Source organism: Corynebacterium sp. KPL2734 (assembly GCF_040225595.1).
GTDB lineage: Bacteria > Actinomycetota > Actinomycetes > Mycobacteriales > Mycobacteriaceae > Corynebacterium > Corynebacterium rhinophilum.
The window spans coordinates 50,189-74,732 of the sequence record NZ_JBEHFO010000002.1; the positions used below are offsets into that span (position 1 = coordinate 50,189).

Consider the following 24,544-nt stretch of genomic DNA (forward strand, 5'->3'; position numbering starts at 1 on the left):
TCAGCGGGTGCAGGCTATCCGGTAGGCTTATACTTTGCTTTCAACCTTTCAACCACAATATTCGGGAGTTTAACCGCAATGGCTGATACTACTGATTTCAAGAACGGACTCGTTCTCAAGATTGACAACAAGCTGATGCAGATCACCGAGTTTCAGCATGTGAAGCCGGGCAAGGGCCCAGCGTTTGTGCGCACCAAGCTCAAGGACGTTGTCTCCGGAAAGACCGTGGACAAGACCTGGAATTCGGGCGTCAAGGTAGAAACCGCTACGGTGGACCGTCGCGATATGACCTACCTGTACAACGACGGCACCAGCTATGTCGTCATGGATGAAAAGACCTTCGAACAGTTCGAGCTCTCGCCGGAGAAGTTTGGCAATGCCGCCCGTTTCCTGCTGGAAAACATGCGCGTGCAGGTCTCCTTCTACGAGGATGAGGCATTGTTCGCAGAGCTTCCTATCTCCGTCGACCTCAAGGTAGAGCACACCGAACCAGGTCTGCAGGGTGACCGTTCCTCAGGCGGCACCAAGCCCGCGACGCTGGAGACCGGTGCCGAGATCCAGGTTCCGCTGTTCATTGAAATCGGCAATGTACTAAAGATCGATACCCGCACCGGCGAGTACCTGTCCCGCGTCAATAACTAGGGCTTTATCTTGTCTGATAACACTGCTAAGCGGGATATCAATCATAAACGCCATACCGCGCGCTACCGCGCACGCCGGCGCGCAGCGGATATCCTCTATGAAGCGGAGAACCGGGACGTTGATCCCGTCGCTATTGTTGAGGATCGCGTTGCCTTGGCGCGCGAAGATCGCCACGCGGTAGCGCCGATTGCGGACTACACCAAGGTCATCGTCCAAGGTGTCGCAGAAGAGCTAGACGCTATCGATGACACGATCTCGCGGTATCTTTCCCAGAACTGGGAGCTGCACCGGATCCCTGCCGTCGACCGCGCTATCCTGCGCCTTTCGGTCTGGGAGCTGCTATTTAATCCGGATGTTCCCACCGCGACGGCCGTCGTCGAAGGCGTGGAGCTAGCCTCGCAGTATTCCCACGATCAAGCCGCACCGTATATCCACGCGGTCCTGGATGACGTCGCGCAATCTCGTTCTGAGTTAAGCCCGATGAATAACGTCGGTCAAGAGGAAGAAAGCGACGACGCGGAAGCCGAGGATTCCGAGGATTCCGAGGATTCCCAGAAGGGCTCTGAGACTTCGGCGCACGCAGAGGTGCCAGAGGAGTCAGCGACGCCAGAAGAGTCGTCCCCGAGGGCCGAAACGGACGAGGACAACTCCTAATCCAGTCCTAGTTCCTCGGCTTCCTAAGTAAAAGGTAAACAACAGCCGGGGAATTGCTCCTGCCTTCCCACCGCGGGGAGCCGCGGGAGCCAGCCCCGGTTCGCCCGCTCCACCCGCTCCACACCCTGGCGTTTGTACACTGTGTGTCATGGGTAAATTTAAGATCAAAGATGCGCTAGACCTGCGCGCCGGAAAAACCTTTCGGCTTGCAGACGTCGATCCCACGGCGACTCCAGGATTCGATGGCTCAAAGTCTGACTTAGCGGACCGCTTCGAACGCTACGACGATGAGCTCTATGATTTGCAGGAGCGCCTTTTTGCTAATGGCAGGGCGCATAGCGATGACGCACCTTCGCTCTTAGTGGTCCTGCAAGGCATGGATACCTCCGGCAAGGGCGGGGCGATTCGTCACGTCTTTTCCGTCTTTGATCCGCAGGGTACTAAGACCGTGGGGTTTGGTAAGCCCACGGAAGAGGAAATGGAACACGATTTCCTGTGGCGCATCCGCAAACACGATCCGGTTCCTGGCCAAGTCGTGGCCTTTGATCGTTCCCACTATGAAGACGTCTTGATCCAACGGGTGCACGAGTGGGTAGATGAGGAAGAGATCGACCGCCGCTTCGAGGCGATTCGCGAATATGAACAAGAGCTCGCCGGAAAGCGGGTAAAGATCCTCAAGGTCTTTTTGCACATCTCGCCGGAGTTCCAAAAGGAAAACCTCATCGAGCGGACTGAGCGTGAGGATAAGTACTGGAAGTACGACCCTTCAGATCTTGAAGAGCGCGGCTATTGGGATAAATACATGGCCGCCTATGAGGATGCCATCCGCCGGACGGATGAACTCTGGGCGCCGTGGTTTGTTATCCCCACGGATAATAAGAAGTACGCGCGCATGGCCTTGAAATATCTCATCGTCGATGCACTGCGGCACTTGAACCTGTCGTGGCCAGCGGCCGAATTCGATCCCGAGGCAGAAAAGCAGCGCATCCTCGATGCGGACTAGTGTCTATCCGCGGCGTGGAGAACCCAAGAAAGGCAAGGCACCCAAAAAATCCCCGCACCGTCGTCGCGCCGCAGCACGCGAATGTGCGAGGCGGGGACGAAACAAGTGCGGGGGAGAAGCCTTAGGTAAGGCGGCTTAGGCGTTTCCAGACGGAGCCGAGTTTTCCTCGTCGCCGTTTCCTGCCTTCGCTGCGGTTTCAGATCCGAGCTTGGCCATTTCTTCGGCAGCAGAAACCATGGCGTCTTGGCCGTTGATGACGGCGTCGACGGCCTTCTTCAAAGCGGTGGTAAGTTGCTCATCGATCATTCCGGCCGCGGCGGGAATATCGCGCTCGGTGCGGACGACGAGCATATCGTCGTGCTCAGAAATGACTGCTCGCGCGCCGAATGCTACAGAGTTGATCTGGTTGGCGGCAAGGAAGAGCCCAGCATCGGCCTTGGAAAACGAGGCATCGGTTGGCACGTCGCAGCGCACGATAACAACGGAATCCAAGACCGCAAACATGGTAGGCAGGCCATTGAGGTTGGCGGTGGCGGCATCAATTTCGCCTTCTACCTTGGTCAGCTCAATATCAAAGGTGCCCATGGCGGCAATGACGCGGTCCAGATCGACCTCGGGCAGATTGTTTTCGGTAGATGCGGTGGATGCATTAGTCATGGTTATGCTCCTCCCAGGTGACAAGCTGTGGGTAGTGCTCTTCAACGAAAGCCATGGACTGCAGCATGGAGTCCAGGGTGGACATTACAAAGGCACCGATCTGGTTGCGGGACAGGCCGTGGGAAATATTGATTTCGCGGACGCCGGAGACGGCCAGATTATTTTCGGCCGATTCAAAAAAGCGCAGGGTGGGCGCGAAGTGCTGTTGGTTCCACTTATTGAGGACCATGAGCAGTTGCGGACCCTCAGAGGCTGGGGCATTACCGCGCCAGACGGAGTCTGCCACGAGGACATCGTCACGCACCTGCAGTGCAATGGCGATATTGGAAAAGCCGGTGCGCAGGATCTTTACCGTTTCGCCTTCGCCGACGGTCTGTTCTTCTACGCGGTACTCGAGCTTTTCTGAGTCAAAAATTTCACCGATGCGCTCGAGGGTGACATCCTCAATAGGCGTATCGGGATACAGGGTTGGTTCTTCAGACACGTAAGTAGTCTCAATCCATGTACTAATCGGGGATAATGGTCAACCCTTCTTAGTTTACCTAACTTATAGTTCTCCTACTGCGACTCCCACAGGCTTTCGCCGCCGAGTTCGTGCGCTAAGGCGCCGTCGATGGTGGGGTAGCGGAAGGTATGGCCTATGTCCTCTAACACCTGTGGTTTCACGCGCTGGTCGGCCAAGGCGAGTTCTTGCGCGCCTTGCTTGCCCAGGAGCAGGGCGGGGCCGAATTGGGGGATCGGCAGGAGGGTGGGGCGGTGCAATTCGGACCCCAAGGCGGAGACGAAGTTCTTGTTGAGCACCGGGCTTGGTGATACCCCATTGACCGGGCCCTTAAGCTTCTCATCCACGATGGCGCGGATATAGGCATCGGTGAGATCGTCTAGTGCCACCCAGCTGTACCAAAAGTTGCCGTCACCAAAAGCGCCGCCAAGCCCCGTGGAAAACAGCGCGCGCAACAGTGGTAGCAGGCCGGAGTTTCCGGACATCACGATGCCGGTGCGGATATTGACCACGCGCTTTCCGGCCTCGCGGGCGGGGGTGCAGGCTTTCTCCCAGCTCGCTGCGACATCGGCAAGAAAGCCCTCGCCGCGCTCGGCGTCCTCGGATAGCAGCTCATCGCCGCGTTCGGAACCGTAAAAACCAATGGCAGAGGCGCACACCATGGCCTGCACGGAATCGGTGGCGGCGACTAGGCGGGCGAGGTTTTCGGTGGGGCCCACGCGGGAGTCGCGGATATCGGCCTTGTGGCTGTCATTAAAGCGCCCAAAGATGGGCTCGCCGGCTAGGTGTACGAGTACGTCCACACCCTCGAGGAGATCGGGCCGCGGGTGGTGCGGTCGCCACTCGCGCTGGCCGGGTTCCGCGCTGCCGCGCACGAGCTGGATCACGGTGTGGCCCAGGGTCTGTAGCTGTGCGGTCAGGGCGTTGCCCACGCTGCCGCGCGAGCCGGTCATCGCGATGGTCAAGGGCTTGTGGCCGAGCTGGCCTTCGCGCAGGCGGTTTTCAAAGGCAATATCCTGGATGAGCTGGTGCTGCCGGTAGGCGAATACCGAGGTGAGGGCCGCAGCGGGAATGCGGGTATCGACCTCGTCTGTAATCAACGTGCCGCCTGGGTGATCGGCAAAACGGTGCGTATGGCGCCACTTGGCAAATTTGCGGATGGGTGCGTTGATGCAGACATCGCTGAAGCTATACCCGGCCTGGTAGCGCGATAGATCGTGCTGGGCCGTCCACTGCAAACCGCCGGGCAGGGACAGCAGGGAGGTGCCATCGCCCAGATCGGTGGCCTGTTGCACGGGTTTCATGAACGCAAAGGGCGGGTTCAGGCGCGCCAAGGCCCCTGGCCGGGTATGCCACTGCCAGACGCGTTCGCGGGAGGCTGGGACAACGTGCTGCGCGGAGAAACTCACTGCGTGATGCACCTCTTTCGGCTAAGCCTCACCCACGGGTGGGTAAGGTGCTAGAGTAATACGTGTCTATCAGCATAGACGTCTACAAGTTCATTGACAGGCATCCTTTAATGACCGCACCGTGAGGCGGGGAAGGAGGTCACGATGAGTGGAACTGACGTGAACGCGAACGAGTTGGAGCTTTTAAGCTCCGACGATGTCTCGCGTACCGTTGCACGCATCGCGCACCAGATTATTGAAAAGACGGCGCTCGATTCCGCGGAAGCCCCGCGGGTCATTTTGCTGGGCATCCCCTCAGGCGGAGTGCCCCTAGCGCAGCGCCTCGCGCAGAAAATACACGAGTTTTCCGGGGTCCCCGTTCCATGGGGCTCGCTTGACATCACGTTGTACAGGGACGATTTGCGCAATTTCCCGCACCGCGCCCTGCAACCGACCTCCATCCCAGACGGCGGCATCGATAATGCCACGGTCATCTTGGTCGATGATGTCCTTTATTCCGGCCGTACCATCCGCGCCGCCCTCGATGCGCTGGGCGATGTCGGCCGGCCTTCGATTATCCAGTTGGCCGTATTGGTTGACCGCGGGCACCGCGAAGTCCCCATCCGCGCCGATTATGTGGGCAAGAACCTGCCCACGGCGCGGGAAGAAGATGTCTCCGTATATATCCAAGATATCGATGGCCGCGATGCCGTTGTTCTCACCCGCTCTACGTCCGCGGGCGATACCGCGCAGATAAGGGGAACGCACTCATGAAACACCTCATTGATAGCGCGGAATTATCCCGCGCAGAGATCATCGGCCTTTTGGATGAGGCCGATCGCTTCCGCGAGGCGCTCGATGGCCGCGAGGTCAAAAAACTTCCGACGCTGCGCGGGCGCACGATTTATACGCTCTTTTATGAAAACTCCACGCGCACGCGCTCGTCTTTTGAAACGGCCGGCAAGTGGATGTCCGCTGACGTTATCAACCTCTCGGCGTCGACCTCCTCTGTGAAAAAGGGCGAATCCCTGAAGGATACGGGCTTGACGCTGGCGGCCATCGGCGCCGATGCCATCATCATGCGCCACCCGTCTTCCGGCGCGCCGCAACAGCTGACCCAGTGGGTGGACCCAGATGGGCATGGCCCCGCCGTCATCAATGCCGGTGACGGTGCGCATCAGCACCCGACGCAAGCGCTGCTTGATGCCGTTACGATGCGCCAGCGCCTAGGCCTGCGCGGCGATCATGGCTTCGAGGGCCTGAAGGTAAAAATTGTGGGAGATTGCCTGCACTCGCGCGTCGTGCGCTCCAACGTGGATCTCTTGCACACCTTGGGCGCGGAGGTCACCCTCGTGGGACCTGCGACTTTGATGCCGTGGGGTGTGGACAAGTGGCCGGTGCGCGTGTCCTATGACTTTGATGCAGAGCTTGCAGATGCCGATGTCGTGATGATGCTGCGCGTGCAGCAAGAGCGCATGGACGGCGGCTTCTTCCCGTCCCACCGCGAGTACGCGCAGCTATTCGGGCTCTCGCAACAGCGCGCTGCGGCGCTGCACAAGGACGCCATCGTCATGCACCCAGGTCCCATGCTGCGCGGCATGGAGATCAACTACGCCGTGGCCGATATGGATAAAACCACGGTATTGCAGCAGGTCAACAACGGTGTCCACATGCGTATGGCAGTGCTTTTTACGCTGCTGACCAATGGCGATAACGCCGGGATTTAATTCGGGCAGATCATAGCCACGTAAAAGGGAGAGAAAATGACTACGTACCCAGCTACCGGCCGGCTGTCCGCCCCGGCCGAGAACCCACTACTGATTAAAAATATTCGCCTGTACGGGGAAGGCGAGCCCACCAATGTCCTTATTCGCGGTGGGGTTATTGATTCCATCGGGCCCGAGGTGCAGGCAGAGGGTGCTGCCGAAACCATTGAGGGCGACGGCAACGTGCTGCTGCCTGGCCTGGTTGATATGCACGTGCACCTGCGCGAGCCAGGCCGCGAGGACACCGAGACCATCGAGTCCGGTTCCAAAGCCGCGGCCAAGGGCGGGTTTACCGCGGTCTTTACCATGGCCAATACCACGCCGGTCACGGACCAGCCGATCATCGCCGAATCCGTGTGGGCAAAGTCCCAGGCACTGGGGCTTTGCGATGTCCACCCGGTCGGCTCCATCACCAAGGGCCTAGAAGGCAAGTCCTTGACCGAGTTCGGCATGATGGCGCGCAGCGATGCCAAGGTGCGCATGTTCTCTGATGACGGCAAATGCGTGCAAAACCCGCAGCTGATGCGCCGCGCGCTGGAATACGCCAAGGGCATGGACGTGCTGCTGGCCCAGCACGCCGAAGATGACCGCATGACCGGCGGGTCTTCTGCCCACGAGGGCGAAAACGCCGCCCGGTTGGGCCTGCGCGGCTGGCCGCGCGTGGCGGAGGAATCCATCGTTGCCCGCGATGCCCTGCTGGCGCGCGATTACGGCAACCGCGTGCACATCTGCCACGCCTCCACACAGGGCACAGTGGAACTGTTGCAGTGGGCAAAGGAACACGATATTCCGCTGACCGCAGAGGTCACCCCGCACCACCTGCTGATGACCGATGACAAACTGCGCACCTATGACGGCCTCTTCCGCGTGAACCCGCCGCTGCGCGAACAGCGCGATACAGAGGCGCTGCGCCAGGCGCTTCTTGATGGCACCATTGACTGCGTCGCCACCGACCACGCACCGCACGGCTCCGAAGACAAGTGCGTGGAATTCGAAAACGCGCGTCCCGGCATGCTGGGGCTGGAGTCCTCGCTGGCGGTCATCGCCAAGCTCTTTGTGGAAACCGGCCTGGCGGACTGGCGCTTTATCGCCCGCGTCATGTCCGAGCGCCCCGCCGAAATCACGCGCCTGCCAGGCCACGGTCGCCCCTTGGAAGTGGGGGAGCCAGCCAACTTAACCATCGTTGACCCACAACACCACTGGGTATCCGATTCCGCGCAGCTCGCATCCAAGTCCCAGAACAACCCCTATGCGGGCGAGGAATTTGGTGCGCGAGTTACCCACACCATCTTGCGCGGCTCGGTAACGTTCGATCTGAACGCCGCTACTCAGGACTAACCTTGCACACAGCACCCAATCAAGGCACAGAAAGGCCACGACGTGACTGACAAAACCCCAGCAATCCTCGTCCTTGCGGATGGGCGTACCTTCCGTGGCTACGGCTTCGGCGCTACCGGCACCACCCTCGGCGAGGCCGTATTTACCACCGCGATGACCGGCTACCAAGAAACGATGACGGATCCGTCCTACCACCGCCAGATCGTTGTCTCCGCCGCCCCGCACATTGGCAATACCGGCTGGAACGATGAGGACAACGAGTCCCACGGCAATAATATTTGGGTCGCAGGCCTGGTTATCCGCGATCTGTCCCGCCGCGTATCCAGCTGGCGCGCCGAGCGCAGCTTGAGCGAGGAAATGCAGGCGCAAGGTGTCATCGGCATCCGCGGCATCGATACCCGCACCCTGGTGCGCCACCTGCGCAACTACGGTTCTATCTCCGCGGGCCTCTTCTCTGGTGAGGCTGCCACCCGGCCCGTCGAGGAACTACTCGCGGAGGTAAAGAGTCAATCCTCCATGGAGGGCGCGGACCTTGCCGCCGAGGTATCTACCGACAAGCCCTACGTTGTTGAGGCCAAGGGGGAGAAGAAATACACCATCGTCGCCTTTGACATGGGCGTGAAATCCGCCACGCCGCGCTACCTTTCCCAGCGCGGAATCGAGACCATCGTGGTGCCGTCTACCACCACCTTTGCAGAAGTTCAGTCCTATAACCCGGATGGCGTCTTTGTCTCCAACGGCCCGGGTGACCCGGCCACCGCCGACGACACTGTTGCCACCATTAAGAAGGTACTTGAGGCGAAAATCCCGTTCTTCGGCATCTGCTTTGGCAACCAGCTGCTCGGGCGCGCGCTTGGCCTATCCACCTACAAGATGAAGTTCGGCCACCGCGGTATCAACGTCCCAGTACGCAACATGCTCACCGGCAAAATCGATATCACCTCCCAAAACCACGGCTTCGCGCTGCAAGCCCCAGATAACTACGACTTGGCCGATGAAGATGCCGAATTCGCCTCGGACTTCGGCCCGGCCCACATCACGCACATCTGCTTGAACGATGACACGGTCGAGGGCGTCGCCTTGCGCAATGGCATGGCCTTTTCGGTGCAGTACCACCCGGAATCCGCCGCCGGCCCGCACGATGCCAACCCGCTCTTTGATCAATTCTTAGAGCTCATGGCCAACCACACCCCGAATAAGTAGTCACCCAGGAAAAGGAAGAAATATTATGCCAAAGCGCACTGACATTAATCACGTCCTGGTCATCGGCTCCGGGCCCATCGTCATCGGCCAGGCCTGCGAGTTCGACTACTCCGGAACCCAGGCCTGCCGCGTCCTGAAGGACGAAGGCCTGCGCGTGACCCTGGTGAACTCGAACCCCGCGACCATCATGACGGATCCGGAATTCGCCGACCACACCTACGTCGAGCCCATCGAGCCGGAGTACATCGAAAAGATCCTGGTCAAGGAGGCAGAGGAAGGCCACCCCATCGACGCCGTCCTGGCCACCTTGGGCGGGCAAACCGCGCTCAACGCTGCGGTGCAGCTAGACCGCCAGGGAATTTTGGATAAGTACGATATCGAGCTCATCGGCGCCGATATCGATGCCATCGAGCGCGGCGAGGACCGCCAAAAGTTTAAGGACATCGTGGCCTCTGTAGGCGGAGAATCCGCTCGCTCGGCGGTGTGCCACAACATGGACGAGGTCCACGAGACCGTCGACAAGCTCGGCCTGCCCGTCGTGGTGCGCCCGTCCTTCACCATGGGTGGACTGGGTTCCGGCCTAGCCTTCAATAACGAGGACCTTGAGCGCATCGCCGGCGGCGGGCTTGCGGCCTCGCCCGAGGCTAATGTGCTCATCGAGGAATCCATCCTCGGCTGGAAAGAATACGAGCTCGAGCTCATGCGCGATGGCGACGACAACGTGGTCGTCGTGGCCTCTATCGAAAACGTCGATGCCTTGGGCGTGCACACCGGTGACTCCGTTACCGTGGCTCCGGCGCTGACGCTGACGGACCGCGAGTACCAGAAGATGCGCGATTTGGGCATCGACATCATCCGCGAGGTTGGCGTCGATACCGGCGGCTGCAATATCCAGTTCGCCTTGAACCCAGATGATGGCCGCATCATCGTCATCGAGATGAACCCGCGCGTATCCCGCTCCTCGGCGCTGGCCTCCAAGGCAACGGGTTTCCCCATTGCCAAGCTGGCCGCGAAGTTGGCCATCGGCTACACCTTGGACGAGGTGCAAAATGACATCACCGGCGAAACCCAAGCGGCCTTCGAGCCGACTTTGGACTATGTCATCGTCAAGGCGCCCCGCTTTGCCTTTGAGAAGTTCCCCGGCTCCGATGACACCTTGACCACCACGATGAAATCTGTGGGCGAAGCCATGGGCATCGGCCGCAACTATATCTCTGGCCTGAATAAGGTCATGCGTTCGCTGGAAAACAAGCCCAATGGTTTCTGGACCAAGCCCGATGAGTATTTCGCGGGCGAGCGCGCCACCGACGTGCAGGCGGTGCTCAAGGACCTCGAGCGCCCCACTGAGGGCCGCATGTACGATATCGAGCTGGCCCTGCGCCTCGGCGCCACGGTGGATGAGGTCCACGAAGCCTCCGGCGTGGATCCATGGTTCATTGCGGAGCTCGAGGGCCTGGTGGAATTCCGCCAGGAGCTTGTCGATGCCCCCGTGCTCACCGAGCAACTCCTGCGCGAGGCCAAGGTCTTTGGGCTTTCCGATGCCCAAATTGCCGCCCTGCGCCCCGAGTTCAACGGCGAGGATGGCGTGCGCAGCCTGCGCTGGCGCATGGGCATCCGCCCCGTCTTCAAGACCGTCGATACGTGTGCCGGCGAGTTTGAGGCGCAAACGCCGTACCACTACAGCTCCTATGAGCTGGACCCCGATGCCGAAACCGAGGTGCACCCAGCGCCGGAAGGCTCGAAGGGCAAGGTCATCATCTTGGGCTCTGGCCCGAACCGCATTGGCCAGGGCATCGAATTCGACTACTCCTGCGTGCACGCGGCGCTCGAGCTTTCTCGCAAGGGCTATGAGACCGTGATGGTCAACTGCAACCCGGAGACGGTATCGACGGACTATGACACCGCTGACCGCCTGTACTTCGAGCCGCTGACCTTTGAAGATGTCATGGAGGTCTACCACGCAGAGGCGGCCTCCGGCGAGGTCGCCGGCGTGCTGGTGCAGCTGGGCGGCCAGACCCCGCTGGGCTTGGCAGAGCGCCTCGATGCCGCCGGCGTGCCGGTGGTGGGCACCAGCCCTGCTGCCATCGACTCCGCCGAGGACCGCGGCGAATTCGGCAAGGTTCTGGAAGCCGGTGGGCTTGCCGCACCGCAATTCGGCACCGCCACCTCCTTCGAGGAGGCCCGGAAGGTAGCCGCCTCCATCGGTTATCCAGTCCTGGTTCGTCCTTCCTACGTGTTGGGCGGCAGCGGCATGGAAATTGTTTACGATGAGCGGTCTCTGGAGAACTATATTGAGCGCGCCACCGAGCTTTCCCCAGACCACCCGGTCCTGGTGGACCGCTTCTTGGACTCGGCCATCGAGATTGACGTTGATGCCCTGTGCGATGGCAACGAGGTCTATCTCGGCGGCGTGATGGAGCACATCGAGGAGGCTGGCGTTCACTCCGGTGACTCCTCCTGCGCTCTGCCGCCGATGACGCTGGGCCCAGAGGACATCGAGAATGTGCGCGAGTCCACGCGCCGTTTGGCCGAGGGAATCGGCGTCAAGGGCCTGATGAACGTCCAGTTCGCCTTGAAGGACGACATCCTTTATGTCATCGAGGCCAACCCACGCGCCTCGCGCACCGTTCCGTTCGTCTCAAAGGCGACCGGCGTGCCGCTAGCAAAGGCCGCCGCCCGCATCATGATGGGATCCACCATCGCGGAACTGCGAGAAGAAGGACTTATTCCATCGTCCTACGATGGCGGTTCCTTGCCACTTGATCACCCGATTGCGGTCAAGGAAGCGGTCTTGCCCTTCAACCGTTTCCGACGCCCAGATGGCAGCCTGCTCGATTCCTTGCTATCCCCCGAGATGAAGTCCACCGGTGAGGTCATGGGCTTGGCCACCAACTTCGGTGCGGCCTTTGCTAAGGCGGAAATCTCCGCGTTTGCTCGTCCGCCGATTGAAGGCACGGTCTTCGTCTCCGTCGCCAACCGGGATAAGCGCACGCTGATTTTCCCCATCCAGCGCTTGGCCACGATGGGCTACAACATCATCGCTACTGCGGGTACCGCGCAGATGCTGCGCCGCAATGGCATCGAGTGTGAGGTCGCCGTCAAGGTCTCTGAGGCCAAGGACGGCGAAGAGTCCATCGTGGACAAGATCCTCAACGGCGAGGTGGATTGGATCCTCAATACGCCAGCAGGCTCCGCCGGTTCCCGTCACGACGGCTACGATATCCGCGCCGCAGCGGTGCACATGGGGCTGCCACTGGTCACGGTGGTTCAAGGCGTGACGGCGGCGGTGCAGGGCATCGAAGCGCTGCGCCAGGGTGATTTGCAGGTCCGCGCACTTCAGGAGCTTGAGCATGGACCACGCAACTAAATCCTTTGGCCAGCGCCTGGTAGACGCCGGCCGCGAACGAGGTCGCCTGTGTGTAGGCATCGATCCTCACCCGTACCTCTTAGAGCAATGGGGGCTGGATAATTCGGCAGAAGGCCTGCGCACCTTCAGTATGCGCTGCGTCGAGGCCTTCGCGGATTCCGCAGCCTTGGTAAAACCACAGGTGGCTTTCTTCGAGCGCTTCGGCGCCGCAGGCTTTGCGGTCTTGGAAGAAACGCTGTCCGGTTTGCGCGAGGCAGGATGCCTGACGGTGGCGGATGCCAAGCGCGGCGATATCGGCTCCACCATGGAAGGCTATGGCGATGCTTGGCTAGGGGAGACCTCGCCCCTACGCGCTGACTCGGTGACACTTTCGCCTTACCTCGGCGTTGGGGCGCTGGGCGCGGCTATTGCCACGGCGCAAGAAAACAACCGCGGTGTATTCGTCCTCGCGGCTACCTCTAATCCGGAGGCCCGCGCCATTCAGGCAGTGCCTGCAGGCACTGCGGACTCGATTGCCCAAGCGGTCGTCGACGAGTGCGCCGCCTTCAATGCCTCGGAGAAAGAGGCCGGTGTTGCTGGAAGCGTGGGCATTGTGGTGGGTGCGACCGTGGATAATCCGCCCCGATTGGACTCGCTTAATGGCCCGGTGTTGCTTCCCGGCGTCGGTGCCCAGGGGGCGGGTCCCGCGCAGGTGCACGCCATTGTGTCTGAGTGCCCGCAGCTGGGCTTTGCGAATGTCTCGCGCGCCGTCCTACAGCGCGGTCCTCAGGTCGATGACCTGCGCAAAGCGGTGATCGATACCGCAGACCAATTCCGGGATTAGAACACGCGGCGGGGTCGATTAACGGCCGCGCCGTTTACCTGGTATTTTAGTCTAAGCATGTGTGTTGACGTGCTAAAACGAGTGGCCCATCTGGGTCGCCTATCGTCATCGTGTCACTAGCGGTGCTAGGATAATCAGAAGTCGGTGTGCTCGAAGGTTCAGGGTAACTTTCCGCGGTATTTCTATCGCGTTTGGCAACCGGAATCTGGTACCCAGTGCCAGAAGTAATAGAACCAATCTAATGAATCGGAGGAAACTCGTGGCCCTTCCAAAGTTGACTGATGAGCAGCGTAAGGAAGCTCTCGCAAAGGCCGCTGAGGCCCGCAAGGCTCGCGCTGAGCTCAAGGCTGCGCTTAAGCGCGGCGAGACCGACCTGAAGGACGTGCTGGAAAAGGCTGAGACCGATGAGATCATCGGCAAGACCAAGGTTTCTGCACTCCTCGAGGCTCTGCCTAAGGTTGGCAAGGTCAAGGCCAAGGAAATCATGGAAGATCTGGAGATTGCACAGACCCGCCGCCTGCGCGGTCTGGGTGAGCGCCAGCGTCGTGCTCTTCTTGAGCGCTTCGGTTACGGCGACGAATAATCACGTCCATGGCTGACGCAACTGCTCGCGGTCGCCTCGTCGTGTTGGCGGGTCCCTCCGCAGTGGGTAAATCCACCGTAGTGTCGCGTCTACGGCATGACGTCGAGGGGCTGTATTTCAGCGTGTCTATGACTACGCGCCAGCCCCGCCCCGGGGAAAAAGACGGCGTGGATTATTTCTTCGTCACCCCTGAGGCTTTTCAAGAACGCATTGATGCCGGTGAGATGCTCGAGTGGGCAGATATTCACGGCGGATTGCAGCGTTCTGGAACACCTGCCCGTCCCGTAGAAGAGGCTTTGGAGGCAGGGCGCCCGGTTCTCGTCGAGGTTGACCTGGCCGGTGCGCGTAGCGTCCGGAAGGCCCTTCCGGAGGCGGACTTGGTCTTCTTGGCCCCTCCTTCCTGGGAGGTGTTGGTAGAGCGCCTGACCGGTCGCGGTACCGAACCACAAGACGTCATCGATCGTAGGTTGCACACTGCATATGAGGAACTAGCTGCACAGGATGAGTTTGATCACGTTGTGGTCAATGAAAACCTAGATGAGGCAGTGGCCGCCATTAGTGATATCCTGCGAGGATAGATTCTTCTTTTGACCATCTTCAACCAATGTAAAGGTGCATGTGACTAACGTGACCACCCCTTCTAACACTGAATCCGCAAAGTCGGAACCGGTATTTGATGATCCGATTGGTATTACTGACCCGCCAATCGATGAGCTGTTGGACAAGGTTTCTTCCAAGTACGCCTTGGTAATTTTCGCTGCCAAGCGTGCACGCCAGATCAATAGCTACTACCAAGAGCAAGATGAAGGCGTCTTTGAGTTCGTGGGCCCGCTGGTTAACCCAGAACCCGGCGAGAAGCCACTGTCCATCGCGCTGCGCGAAATCGACGCAGGTCTGTTGGACCACGAGGAAGGCAAGTAAGTAACGCGCGCTTTCGCGTGCGCACCTTGTGCCTCATTTCAGCCCCGTCCGGCTAACCCCCCAATGGTTTCACTTTTGTGGAACTAACGTGGTGGCCGGGCGGGGCTCTTGTCATGCCTGCACGGTACGATTGTGCGGTGTGACTGTTTCAAATTCTCCTCGCAATATCGTGCTGGGCGTTGCCGGTGGCATCGCCGCGTATAAAGCCTGCCACCTAGTGCGCAATTTTAAAGAACACGGCGATAATGTCCGCGTCGTTCCTACAGAAAGCGCCTTGAACTTCGTCGGCGCCGCAACATTCGAGGCATTATCCGGAAACCCCGTCTCAACCAGTGTTTTTGAAGCCGTAGAGGACGTTCGACACGTAGCTGTGGGGCAGGAGGCCGATGCCGTGGTCATCGCCCCTGCTACGGCGGACCTCATTGCCCGCCTGGCTGCGGGACGCGCCGATGATCTCTTGACCGCGACCGTGCTGGTAGCAACGTGCCCCATCATCGTGGCGCCCGCCATGCACACCGAAATGTGGAATAACCCAGCGACACAAGACAACGTGAAGACCCTGCGCCGGCGCGGAATTACCGTCATGGAACCGGCGCACGGTCGTCTTACGGGTAAGGATACGGGCGCAGGAAGGCTACCGGATCCAGAACAGATTGCGGCCATCGCACGCACCGAGCTGGCTGGCTTTCACATCGACCACAGCTGGTCGGGGCTGAAGGTTGTTATCTCCGCCGGTGGCACGCAAGAGGAATTAGACCCAGTTCGCTATATAGGAAACCGTTCCTCCGGCCGGCAAGGGTTTGCGCTGGCAGAAGTGGCCGCGCACAAGGGCGCAGATGTCACGATTGTGGCGGGCAATACCGCGGAGTTGCCGTTACCGAGCGGGGCTACAATCCGGGACATCGTGTCCGCGCAAGACCTAGAAACCGCGATGCGCGAGGAATCCCGCGATGCCGATATCGTCATCATGGCCGCGGCGGTCGCGGACTACCGGCCCGCCAATGTGGCAGAGTCCAAGATGAAAAAGGGCAAAGCGGATGATGCGCTTGCCGCGCTGGAGATGGTGGAAAATCCAGATATTTTGAAGTCTCTCGTGGCCGCGCGCGAAGAGGGCGAGGTGCCGGAAAACTGCGTCATCGTTGGCTTTGCGGCGGAGACGGGAGATGCTGATTCTTCGGCACTGGAGTATGCCCAAGAAAAGTTTGCGCGCAAGGGTTGTGACGTACTGATGGCCAATGAGGTCGGCCGCGGCGTGACCTTTGGCCAGGAAAGTAGCGAGGGGTGGATCCTGCGGCGGAATGTGGAACCGCAGCGCGTAGAGCATGGATCTAAGCAGGTCGTCGCGGCGCAGATTCTCGGCGTCGTGAATGAAATGATTGAACCGGGAAATTAAATATTGCGTTTATAGACCGCTTGGTCTAGGGTGGCCATATGATTGGTAGGGGCAGAATGCCTCGGTATCGAATACGTAATAATCAAAGGAAGTTTTTGTGACTGATAACGCTGCAGTGGAAGCTCGTCTTTTTACAAGCGAGTCCGTTACTGAGGGGCACCCAGACAAGATTTGTGACGCCATCTCGGATGCCATCTTGGATGCGCTTTTAGATAAGGATCCGGAGTCCCGCGTCGCCGTGGAAACCCTGGTCACCACCGGCCAAGTACACGTCGTGGGCGAAGTTCGCACCAATGCCTACGTGGAAATCCCGGCTCTCGTGCGCGAGACCCTGAAGTCCATCGGCTTTACCTCTTCCGATGTGGGCTTCGATGGCAATACCTGTGGCGTTAATATCGCCATCGGCGAGCAGTCGCAGGAAATCGGTGCTGGCGTGGATACCTCCACCGAGGCACGCGATCAGGGCGCGGATTATGACGAAGAAAATGACACCGCCGGCGCCGGCGACCAGGGCCTGATGTTTGGTTATGCTTCGAATGAAACCGCGGAGTACATGCCATTGCCCATCGCCTTGGCGCACCGCCTGTCCCGCCGCCTGACCCAGGTGCGCAAAGAGGGTATTGTGGACCACCTGCGCCCGGATGGCAAGACCCAGGTGACCTTCGCATATACCGAGAACAATGAGCCGTCTCACCTGGATACGGTCGTTATTTCTACCCAGCACGATCCTGAGGTAGATAGTCAGTGGCTAGAAACCCACCTGCGCAGCGAGGTGTTGGAATGGGTTATCAAGGACGCAGGCCTTGATAAGTACTACACCGAGGACACCAACCTCTTGGTCAACCCTTCCGGCTCCTTCATTTTGGGTGGCCCGATGGGTGATGCAGGCCTTACCGGGCGCAAGATCATCGTGGATACCTACGGTGGCATGGCCCGCCACGGCGGCGGTGCTTTCTCCGGCAAGGACCCCAGCAAGGTGGACCGCTCTGCGGCCTACGCCATGCGTTGGGTGGCTAAGAATATCGTCGCCGCAGGCCTGGCAGACCGCGCAGAGGTGCAGGTGGCCTATGCCATCGGTCGCGCCAAGCCGGTCGGCCTATACGTCGAGACCTTCGGCACCGCGAAGCAGAACCTGACCGATGAGCACATCCAGGCTGCCGTTAATAAGGTCTTCGACCTTCGCCCAGCCGCCATCATCCGCGAATTGGATCTGCTGCGTCCTATTTACGGCCAGACCGCCGCCTACGGTCACTTCGGTCGCACCGACGTTGACCTGCCTTGGGAGCAGTTGGACCGCGTGGAGGAATTGCGCGCTGCCGCTGGTCTGTAGAATGTGGGCTTATGCCTAAGAAAACACCCGCCGCCCGGAAACCGGTCGCGCGGGTGTTGCCTCTTTTAGGGGTTGCCCACCTCGATCGGGGATTTGATTACCTGGTAGATGAGGCCGAATCTGACAGCGCCCAAGCCGGGGTGAAGGTACGCATTCGGTTCAATGGGCGCCTGGTGGATGCGATCATCGTCGAGCGCAAGCATGATTCCGACTTCGGTGGGCAGCTGCGCTTTATTGAGCGAGTCATCTCGCCATTTCAGGTCTACCCACCGCAGCTGTCCCAGCTGGTAGAAGCCCTTGCGGATCGCTATGGCGGAATCTGCTCCGATATCATTCGCTCTGCCATTCCACCGCGGCATGCAAAGGCGGAAGAAGCGGATTTGGATACCCCGTGGGAAGACCTCGGCGCAGCCAGCGAGCCCGATTTATCAGGGTGGTCTGCCTATCAGCATGGTGAAACATTTGTTGATTCCATCTTGAGCGGGAAATTAGCCCGCGCCGCATGGCAAATCGCTCCCGGCGATGAATGGGAAGATGCACTCGCGGCCTTAGCTGCCAAGGTCGCCTTGGGCGGGGGAGGTGTCCTTATCGTCGTCCCAGACCAAAAGGTAATCGACTCCTTGGAAAACGCCCTGCGCGCTGTCGTCGGGCCGAAACAAATCACGGTGCTTACCAATAGTATGGGCCCGCAGGCGCGTTATCGCCGGTACCTTTCGGCCTTGGTGGGCCAGGCGCGAATAGTCATTGGTACGCGCTCGGCGGCTTTTACTCCCGTGGAGAACCTGCAGCTGGCCGTTATTTTTGATGACGGCAACGATAACTTGGTAGACAATATCAAGCCCTACGTCCACGCCCGAGAAGTGCTAACTACCCGCTCTGCATTCGAAAATTGCAGCTTCATTGCGGCCAACCATTCGCGCACGGCAGAAACTCAATTATTGGTGGACTCTGGGTGGGCACACGACCTCGTGCCGAGTAGCTCAACCATAGAGGCACGCCGGCCCGATATTTTGGCCATTGGTGCCTACGGGCTGTCCATTTCCCGGGATTTGGAGGGCGGTACCACCTCTGTACAAGCGCCGGCCTTTCAGGCAGCGCAGCAGGCCCTCGACCGCGGTGAACCGGTGCTTGTGCAGGTCCCGCGCAAGGGGTATGCGCCTATTTTGGCTTGTGGAAAGTGCCATTCTCCTGCGCGGTGCCGCCACTGCAACGGGCCATTGGGGTTGCCTCCGAGCTCCGAGCGCTCAAGCGAGGAGGCGGTCATGCCTACCTGCCGTTGGTGCGGGCGCATTGCCACCAATCACCGCTGTACTGAGTGCGGTTCGCCGCGGCTGCGCGCCATCGTTTTAGGCTCTGAACGCACCGCGGAGGAATTGGGGCGGGCCTTTCCCAATACATCCGTTGTGGTCTCCGGCGGCAATAAGGTTGTGGGCTCAATTGAGAATGCCCCTGCATTAGTGATTGCTACCCCGGGCGCTGAGCCGCGGGTGAAAGGCGGCGCCTATGGCGCTGCCCTCTTATTGGATGCAGGCACCTTATTGAATTGGCAGGATTTGCGCGCCACCGAGGACTGCCTGGCCAAATGGGCGCAGGCAGCTACCATGGTCAGGCCGCATTTCAAGGGCGGGCGCGTCATCATCGCCGCGGATCCGGAACTTCCCGTCGTGCGCCACTTCATGAGCTGGGACATGGTCGCGGCCGCTGCAGAAGAATTGCGTGCCCGGCGCGAGGTGCGCTTTCCACCAGCCGTGCACTTCGCCGCCATTGACGGGGCGGACGCCGCTTTGGATTCCTTCGAGCAATTGGTGGACCTGCCAGAGCACGCCGAGGTCTTAGGCCCGGTTCCGCTCCCGCCAGGGGACAGCCTTCCCGGGGAATACGATGCGGACCGCTTTGGCCCACCACAACGCTTGGTGGTTCGCGCCCCGCTGGGGCCGCGATCGCAGCTTGGGCGCGCATTGCGCAAGGCTAATGCGGCGCGCAGCGCCCGGAAGGATGAATTGCCACTACGCATCATGGTCGATCCCATTCACGTGGGTTAGAAGTGCGCATAAACTTAGGCGAATAGGCAGTACATGAGAAAGGGAAGATTCAGTGGCGGAATTAGACATCAGGCTCTACGGGGATCCCGTACTAAGTACGCGGGCAGAAGAGATTACTACCTTTGACTCTGGTCTTCGCACGCTGGCACAAAACATGCTGGAGACCATGGATGCCGCCGGTGGGGTAGGGCTGGCGGCGAATCAAGTGGGCATACTCAAGCGCATCTTTGTCTATGACTGCTCGTATACGCAGACCGGGTTGCGCGGGGCTCTGATTAACCCCGTGTGGACGCCTTTGGGAGAAGACATGCAGGCTGGCCTGGAAGGCTGCCTATCCATTCCTGGGATTCGCGCCGATACGCCGCGGCACAATCGGGTATTTGTCTCTGGGCGCGAAGTAGAAGGCAGGCCGGTGGGAATGGTGGCCTCCGGCCTTTTGGCGCGGTGCATTCAGCATGAAACCGATCACCTTGACGGGGTGTTATTCCTGCGCCGGCTTGGTGACGACGACCGCAAGGCCGCCATGCGTACCATCCGCGAAGCCGATTGGTTTAATACCGCGGGCTAGGCGAGCTTCGGCAACGCAGGCGGGGTCGTTGTACCCTAGAATTTTCACCCGAGACCCTGAGGAGACTCATCCAGTATGCGGATTATTTTTGCCGGCACCCCAGAGCCGGCGGTGGTGGCATTGGAGAAATTGCTTGCCTCCAGCCATGAAGTGGTAGCGGTCATCACCCGGCCCGATGCGAAGAAAGGCAGGGGCCGCAGCCTTCACCCGAGCCCGGTAAAGGCGCTGGCGCAAGAGCACGGCATCGAGGTGCTGACCCCATCCACGCTGCGGCCTGGCACGGAAGATGGCGATAACCTGCGCCAGCGCTTGGCCGAGCTGCAGCCAGAGGCCATCCCGGTGGTGGCCTATGGCAATCTCATTAGCAAGGATCTCTTGGATGTCGCGCGCCATGGTTGGGTCAACCTGCACTTTTCCCTCCTTCCCGCCTGGCGTGGCGCGGCACCGGTACAAGCGGCTATCGCGGCAGGCGATGATATTACCGGCGCATCCACCTTCCGGATCGAAGAAGGCCTGGATACGGGCCCGGTATTCGGCACGGTCACAGAAGGCATCACTGGGACGGATACCGCAGACGATCTGCTCACCCGGCTCGCGTATTCCGGGGCAGATCTCCTGGTAGCCACCATGGATGGGCTCGAGGCCGGCACGCTGGAGCCGCAGGCCCAAAAAGGAGAGGCCACCTATGCGCCGAAAATCTCTACCGCGGCAGCGCGCATCGACTGGGCGCAGCCAGCCTTTGCCATTGACCGGCATATCCGCGCCCACACCCCGGGCCCGGGCGCATGGACGCTGCTTGACGATTCCCGCCTCAAGGTCGGCCCGGTTCGCGTTACCGAGGGCATCGACAAGCACCTAGCGCCTGGCGAGGCGCTGATTAACAAGGACGCGGTGTATATCGGGACCGCGACGCAGCCGGTGCAGCTGGATAGGATTCAGCCACCGGGCAAAAAGATGATGAATGCGGCCGATTGGGCGCGTGGATTAGGAAAGAACGCAGAGGTGAGGTTCCAGTGACTGGTGGATTCCGCTCCCGCAGTAAGTCCGGCGACAAGGCGCCGGAGGCTAAACAACACGGCAAGAACGGCGCGCCCCAACGCGGTAATGCGCAGCGTGGCAGTGCGCAGCGCGGCCAAGGCCAGCGTGGGCCCTCCCAACGTGGATCCGCCCAGCGTGGTCGCGGCATGCAGGACCAGCGCAACCGTGGCAATCGCGATGACCGAGGTAACCGAGGCAATCGGAATGCGGGCGCAAAGAACACAGGCGCGGGGAAATCACTGGTGCAGGCCGCCATCGACCAGGGCGTGGATCCGGCCCGCGCCGTCGCCTTCGAAGTGGTGCGCCGGGTAAGCGAAGAAGATGCGTTTGCCAACCTCGTCTTGCCCAAGGCGCTGCGCAAGCAGAAACTCTCCGGCCGCGATGCCGCATTTGCCACGGAGATTACCTATGGCACCCTGCGCACCTTGGGTGTGCTCGATGCGGTGATCGCGCGGTGTTCTTCGCGCGAGCTTGAGTCAATCTCGCCGGTGGTCATCGATGCCCTGCGCCTGGGCACCTACCAGGTGCTGTATACGCGCGTGGAACCCCACGCGGCGGTAGATACCTCCGTCCGGCTCGTTGTGGCAGGAGGGGAAGAAAAAGCGAAGGGATTCGCCAATGGCATCTTGCGCACCATTACCCGCACACCGCCGAATGAGTGGCTCAAGCGGCTGGCCCCAGAAGGCGAGATTGCAGGCCTGGCCTTTAGGCATGCCCACCCGACGTGGATCGCGGAGTCTTTTGCCCGCGTTGTCGGCCCCGAAGAATTGCCCGCTGCCTTAGAAGCGGATTCCGAGCGCCCGAGCGTGCACCTGGTGGCGCGTCCAGGCGAAATTTCCGCCGAGGAATTGGCGCTGATTACCGGAAACGAAGAAGGTACCTATTCGCCCTACGCGGTGTATATGGATTCCGGGGATCCAGGCCAATTGGAACCGGTCCAGCAGGGAATGGCCGCGGTACAAGATGAAGGCTCACAGCTTATCGCCCGTGCGGTCTGCGAGGTGCCCGTCAGCGGTACCGACCAGGGCCGCTGGCTCGACCTGTGCGCGGGCCCGGGCGGCAAGGCGGCCCTGATGGGGGCCTTGGCGCGCATCGAGTCCGCGCACGTTGATGCCGTGGAGGTATCGCCGCACCGCGCAAAACTGATTGAAAAGACGGTGCAGGGGTTGCCGGTGACCGTCCACGTGGCCGATGGCCGCGACCCGCAAGTCGGCTCGGGATTCGATCGCATCTTGGTGGACGCGCCGTGTTCGGGGCTGGGCGCTTTGCGGCGCCGCCCAGAGGCACGCTGGCGGAAATCTGAAGCCGATATTGCCGAGCTTTCGACACTGCAATTCGAGTTGTTGTCCTCTGCTCTCAAGCTCGTGCGGCCGGGCGGGGTCGTGGTGTATTCCACGTGTTCGCCGGACCTGCGCGAAACCCGCGCCATCGTGGACCAGGCGGTAGAAAAGCTGGGTGCACAGGAGCTAGATGCGCGGGAATTTATCCCAGATATGGGCAATGTGGGCAAAGAAAAATCTGTCCAAATGTGGCCGCACCGCCACGGCACCGATGCCATGTTCATGGCGGTATTGCGGCGCGGCGATGAGGAAGGGAGCTAGAATTAACGGTATGCCTGCACCACTTATTTCTCCGTCAATTTTGGCTGCTGACTTCGCGCGGTTGGGTGAACAACTAGAGGCCATTTCCAACGCTGATTGGATCCATGTAGACATCATGGACGGCCACTTTGTCCCCAACCTTTCCTTTGGCCCGGATATTACGGCCACGGTGAGAAAGTCCACGGATAAGCCGCTTGACGTGCACCTGATGATTGAGGAGCCGGCGAAATGGGTGGAGACCTACATCAAGGCCGGTGCCACCACCGTCATTTTCCACGTGGAGGCGGTAGACGATGAGGTAGCCGCGGTGGATTTGGCCCACAAGATCCGGGACCTGGGTGCGCGTGCGGCCTTTTCCATCAAACCGGATACGCCCATTGAGCCGTGGCTAGACAAGTTGCACCACTTCGATGAGGTGCTGGTCATGTCCGTAGAGCCAGGTTTTGGCGGCCAGAAATTCATGCCCGATATGCTGGATAAGGTCCGCGCCCTGCGCGAGAGCATTGACCAGCAGAATCTCGATACCATCATCGAGATCGACGGCGGCATCGATCCGGATACCATTGCCTTGGCAGCCGAGGCCGGATGCGATTCCTTCGTGGCGGGATCGGCCGTATTCAAAAGCGATGATCCAGCGCGGGCGGTGGAAGAACTGCGCGCGCTTGCGGCGCGTTCATAATGGCCGGCGCGATGGATGAAACCAACGTGTCCGGAGCTTTGGTTCAGGCCATGCAGGCCGGTGCGGCGGTGCGCGGTACCACGAGCCCCAATCCGCCGGTAGGTGCGGTGATTTTGTCTGCTACCGGCGCCGTTGCGGGCATTGGTGCGACCCAGCCGGTGGGTGGCGCCCACGCGGAAGTCATGGCGCTGCGCGCGGCCGGCGAGAAGGCACGCGGCGGTACGGCCGTGGTTACCTTGGAGCCCTGCGCGCATACGGGCAGGACTGGTCCCTGCGCCACGGCGCTTATCGATGCCGGAATTGCCCGCGTGTACTACTTGCATGCCGATCCCACGCCACAAGCAGGCGGGGGTGCGCAGGCCCTGGCCGCCGCCGGGGTAGAGGTGGGCGAGCTCACCGCACCGGATGGCGTCGAAGACGCGGTGTATGCCTGGTTGCGCGCGGTAAAGCTGCAGCGCCCGCACGTCACCCTGAAATTTGCGCAGACCTTGGATGGGTTTACCGCTGCCGCCGATGGCACGAGCCAGTGGATCACCGGGCCTAAGGCCCGCGAGTGGGTCCACGTCGATAGGGCGCGGCGCGATGCCATCATCATTGGCACGGGCACCGCGCTTGCCGATAACCCCTCGCTTACCGCGCGCTTTAGCGATGGGAGTTTGCGCGAGCACCAGCCGCGCCGCGTGGTCATCGGCAAGCGCGATCTCCAGGCCGCGGGTGAGAAGGTTTCTCACCTGCAGCGGCTGGGTTTTGAACAATATGACACCATCGAGGGCGCGCTGAAGGAGCTTTATGCCAGCGGCGCCCGCGACGTCTTGGTTGAAGGCGGGGCGGGCCTGGCCCAGAGCTTCATCGAGGCCGGTGTCGTGGATGCACTCGCGGCGTATATTGCCCCTATCCTGTTAGGCCAGGGGCGCGGGGTTCTGGCGAATGCGGTGGCGCATACGCTTGCCGATGCCCCACGTTTTACCACCGTGCGCACCACCAGCCTTGGGCCCGATGTCCTCATCGAATACGAGGCGCGGAACGAGCGTTAAAAGAATAGATAC

Annotated in this window: 23 protein-coding genes; 20 read left to right on the top strand and 3 right to left on the bottom strand. The window is 60.5% G+C overall.

The genetic code is table 11. The annotated features are described in order from the left end of the window. Positions 1-78 precede the first annotated feature (78 nt). From efp to ABRP88_RS01815, 3 genes are all read left to right on the top strand, one after another. Entirely contained in the window at positions 79-642 is a 564-nt protein-coding gene (gene efp, locus ABRP88_RS01805) for an elongation factor P (protein WP_349835915.1), read from the top strand. A gap of 9 nt (positions 643-651) precedes the next feature. After that, positions 652-1,296, top strand: a complete 645-nt coding sequence (gene nusB / locus ABRP88_RS01810; RefSeq protein ID WP_349835917.1) for a transcription antitermination factor NusB — start codon at positions 652-654, stop codon at positions 1,294-1,296. 148 nt (positions 1,297-1,444) lie between these two features. Continuing rightward, complete coding sequence (locus tag ABRP88_RS01815) at positions 1,445-2,299, top strand: PPK2 family polyphosphate kinase (protein WP_349835919.1); 855 nt, start codon at positions 1,445-1,447, stop codon at positions 2,297-2,299. Positions 2,300-2,434: 135 nt separating this feature from the next. Here ABRP88_RS01815 and ABRP88_RS01820 read toward each other — a convergent pair whose 3' ends face one another. The 3 genes from ABRP88_RS01820 to ABRP88_RS01830 all read right to left on the bottom strand — a co-directional run bounded on the left by ABRP88_RS01820 (position 2,435) and on the right by ABRP88_RS01830 (position 4,867). Further along, entirely contained in the window at positions 2,435-2,956 is a 522-nt protein-coding gene (locus ABRP88_RS01820) for a hypothetical protein (RefSeq protein ID WP_349835920.1), read from the bottom strand. After that, complete coding sequence (locus tag ABRP88_RS01825) at positions 2,949-3,440, bottom strand: YbjN domain-containing protein (protein WP_005279056.1); 492 nt, start codon at positions 3,438-3,440, stop codon at positions 2,949-2,951. Before ABRP88_RS01825 ends, ABRP88_RS01820 begins: the two co-directional genes overlap by 8 nt. A 74-nt stretch (positions 3,441-3,514) precedes the next feature. After that, positions 3,515-4,867: a TIGR01777 family oxidoreductase gene (locus ABRP88_RS01830; RefSeq protein ID WP_349835922.1), complete on the bottom strand. Its 1,353-nt coding sequence runs from the start codon at positions 4,865-4,867 to the stop codon at positions 3,515-3,517. A 144-nt stretch (positions 4,868-5,011) separates the two neighbouring features. Here ABRP88_RS01830 and pyrR point away from each other — a divergent pair, with 144 nt between their 5' ends. The 17 genes from pyrR to ribD all read left to right on the top strand — a co-directional run bounded on the left by pyrR (position 5,012) and on the right by ribD (position 24,532). After that, complete coding sequence (gene pyrR, locus ABRP88_RS01835) at positions 5,012-5,620, top strand: bifunctional pyr operon transcriptional regulator/uracil phosphoribosyltransferase PyrR (protein ID WP_349835923.1); 609 nt, start codon at positions 5,012-5,014, stop codon at positions 5,618-5,620. Beyond that, positions 5,617-6,573 (top strand): aspartate carbamoyltransferase catalytic subunit, encoded by a 957-nt coding sequence (locus ABRP88_RS01840; protein ID WP_349835925.1) that lies wholly within the window; start codon positions 5,617-5,619, stop codon positions 6,571-6,573. The genes pyrR and ABRP88_RS01840 overlap by 4 nt, the downstream gene beginning before the upstream one ends. A 36-nt stretch (positions 6,574-6,609) precedes the next feature. Beyond that, positions 6,610-7,950: a dihydroorotase gene (locus tag ABRP88_RS01845; RefSeq protein WP_349835926.1), complete on the top strand. Its 1,341-nt coding sequence runs from the start codon at positions 6,610-6,612 to the stop codon at positions 7,948-7,950. Between the two features lie 42 nt (positions 7,951-7,992). After that, a complete protein-coding gene (gene carA / locus ABRP88_RS01850; protein WP_284852041.1) occupies positions 7,993-9,153 on the top strand; it encodes a glutamine-hydrolyzing carbamoyl-phosphate synthase small subunit in 1,161 nt (386 codons plus the stop codon). A gap of 25 nt (positions 9,154-9,178) precedes the next feature. After that, entirely contained in the window at positions 9,179-12,520 is a 3,342-nt protein-coding gene (gene carB, locus ABRP88_RS01855; RefSeq protein ID WP_349835928.1) for a carbamoyl-phosphate synthase large subunit, read from the top strand. Beyond that, entirely contained in the window at positions 12,504-13,343 is an 840-nt protein-coding gene (pyrF, locus tag ABRP88_RS01860) for an orotidine-5'-phosphate decarboxylase (RefSeq protein WP_284819547.1), read from the top strand. The genes carB and pyrF overlap by 17 nt, the downstream gene beginning before the upstream one ends. Before the next feature lie 259 nt (positions 13,344-13,602). Beyond that, a complete protein-coding gene (gene mihF, locus ABRP88_RS01865) occupies positions 13,603-13,926 on the top strand; it encodes an integration host factor, actinobacterial type (RefSeq protein ID WP_121910735.1) in 324 nt (107 codons plus the stop codon). An 8-nt stretch (positions 13,927-13,934) separates the two neighbouring features. Continuing rightward, positions 13,935-14,504, top strand: a complete 570-nt coding sequence (gene gmk / locus ABRP88_RS01870) for a guanylate kinase (protein WP_023022483.1) — start codon at positions 13,935-13,937, stop codon at positions 14,502-14,504. Between the two features lie 40 nt (positions 14,505-14,544). Further along, complete coding sequence (gene rpoZ / locus ABRP88_RS01875) at positions 14,545-14,847, top strand: DNA-directed RNA polymerase subunit omega (protein WP_005279075.1); 303 nt, start codon at positions 14,545-14,547, stop codon at positions 14,845-14,847. 139 nt (positions 14,848-14,986) lie between these two features. Continuing rightward, positions 14,987-16,240, top strand: a complete 1,254-nt coding sequence (gene coaBC, locus ABRP88_RS01880; RefSeq protein WP_349835931.1) for a bifunctional phosphopantothenoylcysteine decarboxylase/phosphopantothenate--cysteine ligase CoaBC — start codon at positions 14,987-14,989, stop codon at positions 16,238-16,240. Positions 16,241-16,337: 97 nt separating this feature from the next. Further along, positions 16,338-17,570: a methionine adenosyltransferase gene (gene metK / locus ABRP88_RS01885; protein ID WP_284796101.1), complete on the top strand. Its 1,233-nt coding sequence runs from the start codon at positions 16,338-16,340 to the stop codon at positions 17,568-17,570. An 11-nt stretch (positions 17,571-17,581) separates the two neighbouring features. Further along, on the top strand, positions 17,582-19,612 hold the full coding sequence (locus ABRP88_RS01890) for a primosomal protein N' (protein WP_349835933.1): 2,031 nt from the start codon (positions 17,582-17,584) through the stop codon (positions 19,610-19,612). Positions 19,613-19,664: 52 nt separating this feature from the next. Further along, a complete protein-coding gene (def, locus tag ABRP88_RS01895; RefSeq protein ID WP_284816847.1) occupies positions 19,665-20,180 on the top strand; it encodes a peptide deformylase in 516 nt (171 codons plus the stop codon). A 75-nt stretch (positions 20,181-20,255) separates the two neighbouring features. Continuing rightward, the gene (gene fmt, locus ABRP88_RS01900; RefSeq protein ID WP_349835935.1) at positions 20,256-21,197 is read left to right on the top strand and encodes a methionyl-tRNA formyltransferase; all 942 of its coding nucleotides are present in this window, start codon (positions 20,256-20,258) and stop codon (positions 21,195-21,197) included. Next, positions 21,194-22,819 carry an RsmB/NOP family class I SAM-dependent RNA methyltransferase gene (locus ABRP88_RS01905; RefSeq protein WP_502879837.1) on the top strand — a complete coding sequence of 542 codons (1,626 nt, stop codon included), beginning with the start codon at positions 21,194-21,196 and terminating at the stop codon, positions 22,817-22,819. Before fmt ends, ABRP88_RS01905 begins: the two co-directional genes overlap by 4 nt. Positions 22,820-22,829: 10 nt before the next feature. After that, positions 22,830-23,498 (top strand): ribulose-phosphate 3-epimerase, encoded by a 669-nt coding sequence (gene rpe, locus ABRP88_RS01910; protein WP_349835937.1) that lies wholly within the window; start codon positions 22,830-22,832, stop codon positions 23,496-23,498. A gap of 11 nt (positions 23,499-23,509) precedes the next feature. Continuing rightward, positions 23,510-24,532, top strand: a complete 1,023-nt coding sequence (ribD, locus tag ABRP88_RS01915) for a bifunctional diaminohydroxyphosphoribosylaminopyrimidine deaminase/5-amino-6-(5-phosphoribosylamino)uracil reductase RibD (RefSeq protein WP_502879839.1) — start codon at positions 23,510-23,512, stop codon at positions 24,530-24,532. The last annotated feature ends 12 nt before the right edge of the window (positions 24,533-24,544 follow it).